At 48.4% G+C, this 12,272-nt stretch carries 17 protein-coding genes and 1 tRNA gene; 4 read left to right on the forward strand and 14 right to left on the reverse strand.

Features of this window, described 5'->3' with window-relative positions:
• Positions 1-75 precede the first annotated feature (75 nt).
• Both IPP66_22830 and IPP66_22835 read left to right on the forward strand, forming a co-directional pair.
• On the forward strand, positions 76-660 hold the full coding sequence (locus IPP66_22830; GenBank protein ID MBK9928116.1) for a TetR/AcrR family transcriptional regulator: 585 nt from the start codon (positions 76-78) through the stop codon (positions 658-660).
• Between the two features lie 25 nt (positions 661-685).
• Positions 686-1,546: a DegV family protein gene (locus tag IPP66_22835; protein MBK9928117.1), complete on the forward strand. Its 861-nt coding sequence runs from the start codon at positions 686-688 to the stop codon at positions 1,544-1,546.
• A gap of 83 nt (positions 1,547-1,629) precedes the next feature.
• On the opposite strand, the gene IPP66_22840 is transcribed toward IPP66_22835, so the two are convergent.
• From IPP66_22840 to IPP66_22860, 5 genes are all read right to left on the reverse strand, one after another.
• Positions 1,630-2,358, reverse strand: a complete 729-nt coding sequence (locus tag IPP66_22840) for a GNAT family N-acetyltransferase (protein ID MBK9928118.1) — start codon at positions 2,356-2,358, stop codon at positions 1,630-1,632.
• Positions 2,359-2,483: 125 nt separating this feature from the next.
• Positions 2,484-2,864, reverse strand: coding sequence for a hypothetical protein (locus tag IPP66_22845; protein ID MBK9928119.1), 381 nt, complete (start codon positions 2,862-2,864; stop codon positions 2,484-2,486).
• Between the two features lie 12 nt (positions 2,865-2,876).
• Positions 2,877-3,506, reverse strand: coding sequence for a hypothetical protein (locus IPP66_22850; GenBank protein ID MBK9928120.1), 630 nt, complete (start codon positions 3,504-3,506; stop codon positions 2,877-2,879).
• Positions 3,506-4,600: a hypothetical protein gene (locus IPP66_22855; GenBank protein MBK9928121.1), complete on the reverse strand. Its 1,095-nt coding sequence runs from the start codon at positions 4,598-4,600 to the stop codon at positions 3,506-3,508. The genes IPP66_22850 and IPP66_22855 overlap by 1 nt, the downstream gene beginning before the upstream one ends.
• A 3-nt stretch (positions 4,601-4,603) precedes the next feature.
• Entirely contained in the window at positions 4,604-4,987 is a 384-nt protein-coding gene (locus IPP66_22860; protein ID MBK9928122.1) for a DUF2089 domain-containing protein, read from the reverse strand.
• A 285-nt stretch (positions 4,988-5,272) separates the two neighbouring features.
• Between IPP66_22860 and corA the strand changes: the two genes are divergently transcribed.
• Positions 5,273-6,259, forward strand: coding sequence for a magnesium/cobalt transporter CorA (gene corA / locus IPP66_22865; GenBank protein ID MBK9928123.1), 987 nt, complete (start codon positions 5,273-5,275; stop codon positions 6,257-6,259).
• A gap of 102 nt (positions 6,260-6,361) precedes the next feature.
• Entirely contained in the window at positions 6,362-7,057 is a 696-nt protein-coding gene (lexA, locus tag IPP66_22870; protein ID MBK9928124.1) for a repressor LexA, read from the forward strand.
• 68 nt (positions 7,058-7,125) lie between these two features.
• Here lexA and rplL read toward each other — a convergent pair whose 3' ends face one another.
• From rplL to tuf, 9 genes are all read right to left on the reverse strand, one after another.
• Entirely contained in the window at positions 7,126-7,506 is a 381-nt protein-coding gene (gene rplL, locus IPP66_22875) for a 50S ribosomal protein L7/L12 (protein ID MBK9928125.1), read from the reverse strand.
• 59 nt (positions 7,507-7,565) lie between these two features.
• Positions 7,566-8,096 carry a 50S ribosomal protein L10 gene (locus IPP66_22880; protein ID MBK9928126.1) on the reverse strand — a complete coding sequence of 177 codons (531 nt, stop codon included), beginning with the start codon at positions 8,094-8,096 and terminating at the stop codon, positions 7,566-7,568.
• A gap of 200 nt (positions 8,097-8,296) precedes the next feature.
• On the reverse strand, positions 8,297-9,016 hold the full coding sequence (locus IPP66_22885; protein MBK9928127.1) for a 50S ribosomal protein L1: 720 nt from the start codon (positions 9,014-9,016) through the stop codon (positions 8,297-8,299).
• A 49-nt stretch (positions 9,017-9,065) separates the two neighbouring features.
• Positions 9,066-9,491 (reverse strand): 50S ribosomal protein L11, encoded by a 426-nt coding sequence (rplK, locus tag IPP66_22890; GenBank protein MBK9928128.1) that lies wholly within the window; start codon positions 9,489-9,491, stop codon positions 9,066-9,068.
• A 110-nt stretch (positions 9,492-9,601) separates the two neighbouring features.
• Positions 9,602-10,159, reverse strand: coding sequence for a transcription termination/antitermination protein NusG (nusG, locus tag IPP66_22895; GenBank protein ID MBK9928129.1), 558 nt, complete (start codon positions 10,157-10,159; stop codon positions 9,602-9,604).
• Between the two features lie 255 nt (positions 10,160-10,414).
• On the reverse strand, positions 10,415-10,624 hold the full coding sequence (gene secE / locus IPP66_22900) for a preprotein translocase subunit SecE (GenBank protein MBK9928130.1): 210 nt from the start codon (positions 10,622-10,624) through the stop codon (positions 10,415-10,417).
• A gap of 78 nt (positions 10,625-10,702) precedes the next feature.
• Positions 10,703-10,775 (reverse strand) — tRNA-Trp (locus IPP66_22905).
• Positions 10,776-10,856: 81 nt separating this feature from the next.
• Positions 10,857-11,027: a 50S ribosomal protein L33 gene (gene rpmG / locus IPP66_22910; GenBank protein ID MBK9928131.1), complete on the reverse strand. Its 171-nt coding sequence runs from the start codon at positions 11,025-11,027 to the stop codon at positions 10,857-10,859.
• A gap of 24 nt (positions 11,028-11,051) precedes the next feature.
• Positions 11,052-12,251: an elongation factor Tu gene (tuf, locus tag IPP66_22915; GenBank protein ID MBK9928132.1), complete on the reverse strand. Its 1,200-nt coding sequence runs from the start codon at positions 12,249-12,251 to the stop codon at positions 11,052-11,054.
• Positions 12,252-12,272: the final 21 nt, after the last annotated feature.

Consider the following 12,272-nt stretch of genomic DNA (forward strand, 5'->3'; position numbering starts at 1 on the left):
GTCTTTCGGGGGTAAAAACATACCGACTGGTCGGTTTTATTCTACGAAGTAAACATAAAGAGCAAATCAAGGCCTATGCAACAACGTAGCGAAGAGACACGCACAAAAATTCTGGATGCTGCAATCAAGTTGTTCTCCAACAATGGCTATAACAAAGCCAGCGTGGACGATATTTGCGCAGAGGCGGGAATCAGTAAAGGCGCGTTCTATCATCACTTCAAAAGTAAACAGGAACTTTTCCTTGCCATATTAGATGGCTGGTTAAAAGCCATAGACAACGCCATCGAAGTATCAAAAGATATGACGGCTCCTGAAACCTTCATGCAAATGTCTGAGGCGTTTCCTTATATCTTTGAAACCGCAGGTGATGGCTTACCTATGTTCCTGGAATTCTGGATGCAAGCCAGCCGCGATAACAAGATCTGGAATGCAAGTATTTCCCCTTACCGGCGTTATCACAAATATTTCACATCACTCATCAAAAAAGGCGTAGACGAAGGTTCATTTGTTGAAGTGGACCCTGAGCTCACCTCACGCATGATCGTCTCCACAGCGATGGGTCTACTATTGCAAAGTTTGCTCGACCCCAAAGGTGCCAAATGGGAAAAGGTCGCGCGTGAAAGCACAAATATGTTGGTCAACAGTTTGTTGAAGAAGTAAAAAATAAATCTCAAAGGAAAATAAAATGAAAATCGTAACCGATTGTGCATCAGATATGTCTGCCGAGGAACTTGAAAGTTTGGGGATCGTGCAAGCCCCATTGTTCATTCAATTTCCAGAAGGTGAAGTGGACTCAACCGAAATATCTGCAGATGATTTCTACAATCGTCTCGAGGCTATGCGTCCACAGATCCCGACAACTGCACAGCCTTCCAGCGGGATCTTTGCTGAGATCTATCGCAAACTTTCGCAGGTGGAGAAAAACATCCTTTCGATCCATATTTCCTCTGGCTTGAGCGGCACCATCAACTCGGCACGTGATGGCGGCGAGCAGGTAAAGGGTGAAGCCAACATAAAACACTGGGACACACTCACCCTCTCAGGCGGCGAACGTTTTCAGGTTTTAGCGGCGGCGCTTGCATTGAAGGCAGGCTGGGCTTATCAAAACATTCAAGAACGCCTTGAAAAAATCCGCGAGAAGACTGAACTGATCTACACCCTCGACACTTTGGAATACCTTGCACGAGGCGGGCGTATTGGTCGCGTTAAGGCTTTAGCTGGTGCCTTGTTGAATCTCAAGCCCGTCATCCGCGTGGATACGGACGGCAAGTACAGCACGGTCACCAATGGACGCACCATCGGAAAATCCATGAAGGCTATGACAGATCACATCTTCCAAAAATACGGAAATGCCCCGGTCTGGGTCACTGTATTGCATGGTCGCTTTGCTGAAAAAGCCGAAAGCTTCGCAAACCAACTCCAGGAACAGCTCAATGTTGCCAAGTTGGAGGTCAGGCGTATCTCACCCGTGTTAGGTGTACATACGGGCCCCGGCATTGTCGGTGCCGCAGTTGTCCCCATGGAATTGATGGAAGATTTGACCTAAACAACACGCTCGCTATACTGACTTCGTAAAAACAATGGTCAGCCAGATTACTGGTTGACCATTATTGCTTCCAATCAAAATAATTATCGGTATTTGGCGCGTTGACGAACTTTGAGCGCATGTTGCACAAACCAACTATCGTGTTCCTCTCCGTACCCTTCTACAAGTAATGCCTTTACAGCGTTCTGACGCAACCAATACTGCATCCCATATTTTGGAACTGCCCGTAAAACCATCAAATGAAACGGTATGCTTGGTTTATCATCCGCAAGTGGCGGCGCGATGTAGTCTAGATCTTTGATCAACACCGCACCATTGCGTTTATAAAACTGAATACGTCTTTCACGGATTTGTCGATCTTGATCGTTTTCTGCCATCTCAGGGCGTTCAACTTCCAATACCAACCCAAGATAAGACCAGCCTGTTGCCCACACCCCGTCCGCGCGGACCTGTTGAATTGCATCCTGTAACAAAATAGGACCAACTCCTTTACCGCGAATATCCTCGCGCACAGCAATAAACTTTAGGAACCCAAGATAGTATTCCTTATAGCTTGAAAAATATGTAAAACCAGCAACAACATCATCCTCAATCAATACCCGTAAATGCGTCACTTCTTTGTCTGGGTTTTCATTACGTAGGCTGGTTGCAATATTTTCCACCGGGTCGCGTTCAATTTCTGGAAACGATCGTTCATAAATCTGCAACGCCTGCCGGCCCAATGACGAGTCAAGGTCAGTAACTTCACGAATATCAGCGGCAGGAGCCGGTTTGGTTTTAAACAACTGGGTAAAATGGTCAATGGTTTGCATCTCAATACTCCTATATTGTGAATGCCACTTAAAACGCTTTGTATGCTTCTCCCCTGGTATGCAACGGCCCTCGTGTGATGAGGGCCGTTGCATTTTCTACACGAGGCTATATGTTTGCTTGGTACTTACTCCACATATATTTCCACGTGTTCCCCGTCCTCTTCGTCTGTCACATCAATGATCTTGCCGGTTACGCCGGAGCGTACGGCATCCATTACATTCATCATATCTACGCCCTCCACTTCGGGGGCAAAATGAGCACCGATCTTCATACCAGCATCCACCAAAGCAAGCGGGATCTGCACTGAAGCCTTCGAGCGACCGGTGTGAATATCCGTCACACGAATCCGCAACCAGCGTGGCGTACCAGGCATCCCCGGCGTGCGAGGCGGGGTTGGTCCACGTTTCTCAGATAAAGCTACAAGTAATTTTGTCCCCTCCTCCGCGCTGAGTTTACCTTCTTCGATCATCTTTAATATCTTCATACGTTCTTCAGAGCTTGCCATCACACACCTCCATCACCCAATATAAACTTGCACATGGTTACCGTCTTGATCGTCATCAACATTTACGATGAACGGCTCGCCTGATTTACCAGTTGCATCCAACACTTCAATAATCCCATCCACGTTTACCTTTTCCATTCCATGAATATTATGTCCGAAACTTCGTAAGAACCACGAAGTCAAACCCAGAGGTAACGGAAAACCAAACGTCATATTTTTAGGCCAGTCATCGGCATAAGGACGGTCCACATTTACATATAACCACTTCGACCCCTGCCCTGCCGAACCAAGCACGATCAACAAGACGCCCAACATCAAGGGGAACATCAAACAAAAGAACCAAAAGTTCATACCCGCATTTTGCTGGATCGCATAAATACCCCAAGCGCTCAAAACAGCGATGCCGACACCACCCCATAACGGGATCATTGCAAAGTGAAGCGCTCGTGCCTTCACCTTTTCAAACTCAGGGGCTGACGTTCCGCTTCCTTCGAAACCGGAACCTGCTCCAACATCAAAAACATTTGCCGCCTCCTCAGCCTGATCCGCTTCGAGGGCGCGCATCAACTCTGCCGCCTCCCCAGCAGAGATCTTTCCTTCCTCAACCATCTGCAAGATCTTCTTGCGTTCTTCCGAAGACATTATCCGCCTCCTTCCAGTGCCTTAAGCAATTCTTCAGCCTGTGCGGCTGTGATTTTCTTTTCTTGCAACATTTTCAAGATCGACATGCGTTCATCTTCCGAAACCGGCTCAGATGTGCGTGACGATGGCGTGACAGCATTCGGGGTAATGTCCCAATTCCAACGGCCAACATTGACATTTGCCTTCCATTTACGTGCATGTCGCCCGGCATGACGTTCCGCACGGCGGGCCGCTTCTTCTGCACGTTTGGCGGCCTGTGCAGTCGCCTTCTCCACCTGACGTGAAATCCGGTCCCCAAAACCAGACCAGTCAAAGTTCAAGCCAGCAAAGTTCCCAAATTCCTCGGCGAACTCACCGGCATCCGCACGATCACTGACGCGCACATCACCACCAGCACTCAACGAGATCTTTGCAGAACCGTTACCCAGGATAACTGTCCGCTCTGTTGCATCTTCTTCAGACTCGATACCTGGCCAATCAAATTCAATTTCATCACCCTGAACAAGAAGCGTCGCATTGGCAGTTGACGGCATAACGAGCAAAATATCGTCACCAGCCACCACTGAATAAGCACCGTCCGGTTTGGGGTCAAGATACACAACCACATCCTCCCCAACATTGACATTGATATTTCCACGTGCACCGCGTAACGCCAGATCATCGGCAACAGAATCGATTGATACATTTCCGTCCACATCACGGATGGAAACATCACCATGCGCATTCTTTATATACACATTGCCCTTTGTATTTCGCAGGCTCAAGTCCGCGCCGATGGTGCCGATCGATAACGAACCCGCATCACGAATGGAAAGATCCCCACTAATTTCCTTCAATTCAAAGTCGCCAGTTACGCCACGAATAGATGCATCACCACCGACTGACTTAATTTCAAAAGAAGCACCTTTTGGAACCCGCAATGCTAAATCCCCACCACAAGACAGGGAAATTACATCTCCATTTTGCTTGAGGCTCAGATCATCTTCATCACCCTTCACAATGAACTCGCCATCCCAGCCCACAACGCTGATATCGCCGCCGATGGCATCCAACTTGATCTTGGGCGTCTTGCCGACAGAAAGTGTCCTGCTCATGACCTACTCCTCTTCACCGCGCAACATACGCATGGCATCGTCGGCAGAAATACGACCAGCTTCCAGCTCTTCAAGCACAGCATTCCGCTTTTCAGCAGTAACTTCAACAACTTCTTCTTTGCCTGGTTCAAAACCAAGAGTGCGGATCACCTCATGCAGACGGTTTCGAATCGTTGGATACGAAAGGTTAAGTTCCTGTTCCATGCGGTTGATCTTCCCCTCACAACGGACAAAGGTCATAATAAAATCCAAGTGATCGGAAGTCAGATGCGCAAATGGTCCACCTGTGAAGCGACCTTCAATGGCAGTATCACATGAGGAACAATGCAAACGAGCAACCGTCAATTCAGAACTACATACAGGACAATGAGTTGGTGCAGGGTACATAAGGAGCCTCCAAAGATTATCTACATGCTCTCAAAGAGACAAAAATCAACACAGCAAGTAAATCAATAACTGGTAAGATAAGCAGAATAAAAGATAGATTTCTAGGTTAAACCTCAAAATATTGCCTTAATTTACTTCACCAAAGTAAATCTTTATAAAATTATAAACAAATAATTGAAATTGTCAAGTTAAAGATTGATATTTTTGATAATTGCACGCGATCTACTGAAACATTTGAATTAGATACTTGAATTTCCCTACTTTTTTCTCAAAAATGGAGAATCCATGATACGTTCCCTCTACTTTACACCTGGCCAACCCATCCGCAAAGACGTTCCCCCACAAGAATTTCCTAAACTCATTAAAAATAAACGTAGCCTCCTTTGGGTGGATTTCACAAGCGAGAAACCTGAGACCTGCCTCCCCATTCTAAAAAGTTTTGGCTTTCACCCACTGGCAATCGATGATGCGTTACAGGAAACCCACGTCCCCAAGCTGGATGATTGGGGAGACTATCTGTATATAGTTCTCAACTATATGGAAGTGGCAGAAAATAGCAACGACTGGGACGCAGAAATTGACGAGGTCGATGTTTTCTTGGGGGCAAATTACATCATCACACATCACGATTACCCCACCACTGCCATCGATGAAATATGGACTTCCTGCGACCGTGATATGCGTAATTTACAAGATGGTGCCGATCACCTTCTCTATAAAATCGCCGACAAACTGGTAACAGATTACATGCCCATAGTGGAAAAGATTGACGAAGCCATTGACCAGATCGAAGATCAAGTATTTGACAAACCATCGCCTCGGACTCTCGAAAAGCTGTTTGCACTTAAACGAGTTTTACTAGCGATGAGGCGGATCCTGCTCCCACAACGTGAGGTCATGAACAAACTCGCCCGCGACGACTACCAGGTTATCGACCCAAAAGACCGCATCTTTTTCCGCGATATTTACGATCACCTCGTGCGTCTACATGACCTAAACGAAAGCCTGCGTGACCTCGTAGGCGGCGCACTGGATATGTATCTATCCGTGGTCAACAACCGCATGAACGAAATTATGAAAACGTTGACCATTATTACTGTCCTGTTTATGCCTCTCACTTTCCTAACGGGCTATTTTGGCATGAATTTTTTCGAGCCGTCCGGCGCACTTAAAGTTTGGACAACAAGCCCATTTTTCTACGGAACATTAGCGATTACTGTCTTACTGCCCATCGGTATGTACTTCTGGATGCGCCGTCGGACTTGGATTTAATCCTCAAACAAGACTTGACACAGAACAGGCGTTCGGGTATCATTCATAGCACAAATGAGCGAATAATGCTTTCGCATGTCAGTATTTTGGCAGGAGGTTGCTATGATGATGGTACGAAAAAGCAAAGGGATTACCGAGAAACATATTAAAGTTCTCGAGTTTCTTTTGGAATATCAAGAGGAAAACGGACGCCCTCCCTCGATTCGTGAAATCGGTGAGAAGGTGAAGATTTCTTCAACATCTGTTGTCAATTACTACCTTGATCAACTCGAAAAAATGGAATACCTCGAGCGCGACAATCGCGTTTCGCGGGGTGTCCGTTTAACGGACAAAGTCCGTGAAATCATCCAAGTCACAAGCGATATGCTCCGTGTTCCAATTCTTGGCCCAATTGCGGCTGGCCCGCTTATGCTCGTGCCTGAACCCGGCGTCAACTATATGAACGACAAGGAATATGATGCTGTTGATGTCGCTCGTAGCATGCTCCCCTCCAAGGAAAAGGGAAATGACCTGTATGCGCTTGAAGTAAAGGGAGATTCAATGATCGACGCCATGATCAATGACGGCGATATCGTTGTGATGAAACCCGCTACAGAAGCAAAAAACGGCGAGATGGTGGCAGTCCGCGTAAATGATGAATACACCCTCAAGTATTTCTTCAAAGAAAAAGATCGCTATCGCCTTCAACCCGCCAACCCGACAATGAAACCGATCTTCCTCAAGAAGAATGATCCAGTGGAGATCAACGGTAAAGTTGTCATGGTCATCCGTCGTATGGATAGACCTCTCGCGGCATAGATCAGTAAATTGTGTGAATCAAAAAGACGGCTCGTTTGAGCCGTCTTTTTTTGTGCAACTAGAGAATCTTACTCAAGAACGACGGCTGCGCCGGCTTCTTCGAGTTTCTTCTTGGCATCGTTCGCAGCATCCTTGCCGACACCGGCAAGAACCTTGGAACCAGCGGTTTCAGCCATGGTCTTGGCTTCGCCGAGGCCGAGGCTAGTCAATTGGCGGATGACCTTGATCACATCGATCTTCTTGGCGCCAGCATCCTTGAGTACTACATCGAACTCAGTCTTTTCTTCGACAGGTTCAGCTGCGCCGCCAGCGGCAGGCATGGCAGCCATGGCAACAGGAGCAGCGGCGGAAACGCCCCACTTCTCTTCAAGTTTCTTGACCAATTCAGCCGCATCAAGTACGGACAGTGTGGAAAGTTCTTCCACGATTTTATCGAGCTTTTCAGACATTGCTTAACTCCATTACTATTGAGGTAGATTTTAATTTTTTGTTGCGTAATAACAACCGATTACGCCGCGGCGGGGGCCTTCTCTGAGAAAGCCTTGATAACAGCCGCCAAACCGCGTGCGGGTTCGGCAATAGTGCGGACCAGTTTACCAGCAGGAGCCTGCAACACACCCAACAACTGAGAGCGGACAACAGGCAACGGCGGCATATCGGCCAGGGCTTTCACTTGAGCAGAGCTCAACACCTGAGTGCCCATGAAGCCACCTTTGACTTTGATGGCATCCTTGCCTTTCATAGCTTCGCTCAAAGCTTTTGCGGTTGAAGCCGGGTCTGAAAAGGCAAACGAAACAGCCGTACTTTGCACAAGGAATTCCTTGGGCAAGTTCATTCCATTATCAGCAAAAGCGCGGCGGGCGAGCGTATTCTTCAACACATGGAACTCACCGCCGGATTCACGGATCTTGGCACGAATAGCATCCAAATCCTTCATCTTTGTACCGGTATACTCCACAACAATCACAGCCTGACTCTTCTTGAGCCATTCTGCATATGTGGCCAGCACTTCCTCTTTACGTTCCTTTGAAACTGCCAAAAGGTATCACCTCCTTTCAATAAAAAAGTCTTTACCACTTTACAGGTAAAGACTTTTAGCAAATCCCAAGGAGGGATGTAATTGCTTTTCGTCTTCACCTGAGCAGGAAATTAAGTCCCTTTCGGGACACCCGCCTTCATTGGCGAAGTGGTTTTTATATCATCCTGATATTTTTTCAGGACAGGATTAACGGGTATATTTTACCCGGTTACCTCAAGTTTGTGGGTGTCGCTGGGGTTCACTTTGATCCCAGGTCCCATGGTTGTGGCGAGCGTAATGCGCTTGATGTATTCACCTTTTGCGCCAGAAGGACGAGCCTTATGAACAGCGTCCATCAACGCAGAGAAGTTTTCCAAAAGTTGATCTACGCTGAAAGAGACCTTCCCCACTGTTACGTGGATGTTCGCGGTCTTATCCAAGCGGAACTCAACACGACCAGCCTTTGCTTCCTTGATCGCACGGGGCAGATCATCTGCACCAACCACTGTGCCAGCTTTCGGGTTCGGCATGAGACCGCGCGGACCAAGCACACGGCCCAAGCGACCAACTTTACCCATTGCATCAGGGGTGGCGATCGCAACATCGAAGTCGAGCAAGCCGCCTTCGATTTTCTTCAAAGTCTCGTCATCATCGGCGACCAGATCAGCACCAGCCGAGCGGGCGGCCGCAGCGCCTTCGCCTTGAGCGAAAACCAACACGCGGACAGTCTTGCCCAAACCGTGTGGGAGCACAACCACATCGCGTACTTGTTGGTCAGATTGACGCGGGTCAAGTGCTGTGCGCATGTGAACTTCTAAAGTTGAATCGAACTTCGTAATGCTGGTATCTTTTGCAAGAGCAATTGCATCGCGGACCGAATATTCCTTATCCAGATCCACTTTAGCAAGAGCGGCGTTATATTTTTTTCCGTGTTTAGCCATTGTATCCTCCGTGGTGCAAGCGGGTCGTATCAACGACCCTCCCACAAAATTAATCTACGATTGTGATGCCCATTGAACGGGCTGTACCTTCAACCTGCTTCATCGCACCATCAAGGTTGATCGCGTTCAGGTCCTTCATCTTCAACTCAGCGATTTCCTTGATCTGTGCACGGGTCACCTTACCGACCTTCTCTTTGTTCGGCACACCAGAACCCTTTTCGACCTTTGCCGCCTTGCGCAACAAGACCGAAGCAGGAGATGTCTTCAAAACGAACGTAAAGGAACCATCGGTATACACCGTGATCTCGGCAGGAATGACCTCACCGGGCTTGCTCGAAGTACGAGCATTGTATTCCTTACAAAAAGCCATGATATTGATACCATGACCAGCCAAAGCCGGGCCAACTGGGGGCGCAGGATTTGCCTTTCCAGCATCGAGCTGGAGACGAACAATTGCCTTAAACTTCTTTGCCATTTTTACTCCTTGTGGTTTTAGCGGGCGATTTATATAGTGGACGCCCTCCCACCGTTTCAAACTGCGACTGGAAAACGCTTCCTTCCAAGCCGCAGCCTGTTACTGTTTAATTAAGCTTTTTCTACCTGCAAGAAATCCAACTCAACAGGCGTTTCACGCCCAAAGAACGATACATTCACACGTACCTTGGTGCGTTCCATGTCAATTTCCGAGACCACGCCACGGAAATCGTTGAACGGTCCATCAATGATGCGGACGCGCTCACCAACTTTATACGTAACCTTGATAGTTGGCGCATCAGCTTCCATGCGCTTAATGATCTGTGAAACTTCTTCAGGGCGCAAAGGAGTGGGGTTGTTCCCCATTCCTACAAACCCTGTCACACCAGGCGTATTGCGGACCACATACCAGGATTCTTCGGTCAACTGGAGGTTGACGAGAACATATCCCGGGAAGATGTGACGCTCCACTGAACGGCGCTTTCCGTCTTTGACTTCGATCTCTTCCTGTGTAGGAATAACAACATCGAAGATCATGTCCTTCATGCCCATCGTCTCGATGCGTTGCTCGAGGTTATGACGCACTTTATTCTCATAACCCGAATAACAGTGGATCACATACCAGGCAGGTCCATCCACTTCAGAGACAGGTACAGAACTCTCATCCAAAGAAGAATTGGAAACCGATTTCCCCTCCCGAGCCGGTTTTGACACAGTATCTCGTGCGGGTGTCGAATTGTCTTCAGCAGGAACATTTAAAGACTCAACTGCCTCCGATGCATCATTCGCATCAGAAGCTGCTGTTGCCTGCGATTCGATCGAGCTATTCAACTCTTCAACCGAATCTTCGGTTTCATGCTCAAATTGGTCTGGCGATTCCTGTAAGCCCATTCGTCCTCAAATTCTATATCTTAAGTGCCGCGGCTAACCGATCAACAATCCTAACAAATAATGAGCAAGGGCATCGGTGGATCCAAGAATGATACCAACGACAACCATTACCAAAATAACAAGAAGCGTCAACTGACGAGCTTCAGGCCAGGTAGGCCAGGATACCTTACGCAGTTCACCAAACGTTTCACGAAAATACGCTTGAACTGGATTGGTTTTCTTGCTTTTTGCTTTCTCAGCCAAGATTGCTCTCCTTACACTAGTGTTTCTTGCTTTCCGCTAAAAAGCCGCCTTTCGCAAAGCGGCATTAGCGAATACAGGCAGGCCAGGCAGGACTTGAACCCACAACCGCTCGTTTTGGAGACGAGTGCTCTACCAATTGAGCTACTGGCCTGTAAAACAGATGCTTGGTCAGTGATCTGATGGCCGCCCTTTACGGACGACCATCAGATTGTTTTACCAGGCAACCGCCAAACTACTTTGTTTCGCGATGCATTGTATGTTTTTTGCAACGCGGACAATACTTGCTGAACTCAAGACGATTTGGATCGTTGCGACGATTCTTTTCGGTCGTGTAGTTACGTTCCTTGCAATCATTGCACTGTAGCGTAATGACCGGTCGAACGTCCTTCTTTTTGGATGCCATACGAACTTACCAACTTTCTACTATTTATTCAATGATTTTGGTAACGACACCCGCACCGACGGTCAGACCGCCTTCACGGATGGCGAACTTTGAACCCTGTTCCAACGCCACAGGCACAATCAGTTCCACTGTCAGGTTCACATTGTCACCCGGCATCACCATCTCGACACCTTCCGGCAATGCGATGTTCCCTGTCACATCCATTGTGCGGATGTAGAACTGCGGTCGATATCCGCTGAAGAATGCCTTGTGGCGACCACCCTCTTCCTTCTTCAACACGTACACTTCCGCCAGGAATTTCTTGTGCGGTGTCACGCTACCAGGCTTTACCAACACCTGTCCACGTTCCACATCGTCACGCTCGATACCGCGAAGGAGGATACCAGCATTGTCGCCAGCCACCGCTTCGTCCAGTTCCTTGTGGAACATTTCGACGCCGGTGATGACGGAGGATTTCGTCTCGCGTAAACCTACGATTTCGATCGGGTCGCCCTTCTTGGCCATACCACGATCCACACGTCCAGTCACGACCGTTCCGCGTCCCTTGATCGAGAACACGTCTTCTACGGCCATCATGAACGGCTTGTCTGTTTCACGCTTCGGTTCGGGGATGTACTCATCCACCACGCGAAGGAGTTCTTTGATGCATTCGTATTCGGGGGCATTTGGGTCAGTGCTGGCGCTGTCCAAGGCGATCTTGGCTGAACCACGTACGATCGGGGTGGTGTCGCCGGGGAAGCCGTAGCTGCTCAACAGTTCACGCAGTTCCAGTTCCACCAGTTCCAACAGTTCAGGATCGTCCATCTGATCCACTTTGTTCAAGAAGACCACGATGCTCGGCACTTCCACCTGGCGAGCCAACAACACGTGTTCACGTGTTTGGGGCATCGGACCATCGGCGGCGGCCACAACCAAGATGGCACCATCTACCTGCGCGGCGCCGGTGATCATGTTCTTGATGTAGTCACGGTGTCCGGGCATGTCGACGTGGGCATAGTGGCGCTTGGCCGTCTGGTATTCCACGTGGGCGATGTTGATCGTGATACCGCGTGCTTTTTCTTCCGGCGCGTTGTCGATTTGGTCGTAGGCACGAAATTCTGCGTTGCCCATCAACCCTGATACTTTTGTGATCGCAGCCGTTAATGTCGTCTTCCCATGGTCGATGTGTCCCATGGTCCCTACATTCAAGTGCGGCTTGCTCCTGTCAAATTTTTCCTTCGCCATGTCTCTTTCTCCTTTTAACTA

The organism is Candidatus Defluviilinea proxima (assembly GCA_016721115.1).
GTDB lineage: Bacteria > Chloroflexota > Anaerolineae > Anaerolineales > Villigracilaceae > Defluviilinea > Defluviilinea proxima.

Coding starts and splice junctions, on each gene's coding strand:
- tuf (MBK9928132.1), bottom strand. CDS start 12,251: ATGGCGAAGGAAAAATTTGACAGGAGCAAGCCGCACTTGAATGTAGGG.
- lexA (MBK9928124.1), top strand. CDS start 6,362: ATGATGATGGTACGAAAAAGCAAAGGGATTACCGAGAAACATATTAAA.
- IPP66_22835 (MBK9928117.1), top strand. CDS start 686: ATGAAAATCGTAACCGATTGTGCATCAGATATGTCTGCCGAGGAACTT.
- corA (MBK9928123.1), top strand. CDS start 5,273: ATGATACGTTCCCTCTACTTTACACCTGGCCAACCCATCCGCAAAGAC.
- IPP66_22850 (MBK9928120.1), bottom strand. CDS start 3,506: ATGTCTTCGGAAGAACGCAAGAAGATCTTGCAGATGGTTGAGGAAGGA.
- IPP66_22855 (MBK9928121.1), bottom strand. CDS start 4,600: ATGAGCAGGACACTTTCTGTCGGCAAGACGCCCAAGATCAAGTTGGAT.
- IPP66_22845 (MBK9928119.1), bottom strand. CDS start 2,864: ATGGCAAGCTCTGAAGAACGTATGAAGATATTAAAGATGATCGAAGAA.
- IPP66_22860 (MBK9928122.1), bottom strand. CDS start 4,987: ATGTACCCTGCACCAACTCATTGTCCTGTATGTAGTTCTGAATTGACG.
- IPP66_22840 (MBK9928118.1), bottom strand. CDS start 2,358: ATGCAAACCATTGACCATTTTACCCAGTTGTTTAAAACCAAACCGGCT.
- rpmG (MBK9928131.1), bottom strand. CDS start 11,027: ATGGCATCCAAAAAGAAGGACGTTCGACCGGTCATTACGCTACAGTGC.
- IPP66_22830 (MBK9928116.1), top strand. CDS start 76: ATGCAACAACGTAGCGAAGAGACACGCACAAAAATTCTGGATGCTGCA.
- IPP66_22885 (MBK9928127.1), bottom strand. CDS start 9,016: ATGGCTAAACACGGAAAAAAATATAACGCCGCTCTTGCTAAAGTGGAT.
- rplK (MBK9928128.1), bottom strand. CDS start 9,491: ATGGCAAAGAAGTTTAAGGCAATTGTTCGTCTCCAGCTCGATGCTGGA.
- rplL (MBK9928125.1), bottom strand. CDS start 7,506: ATGTCTGAAAAGCTCGATAAAATCGTGGAAGAACTTTCCACACTGTCC.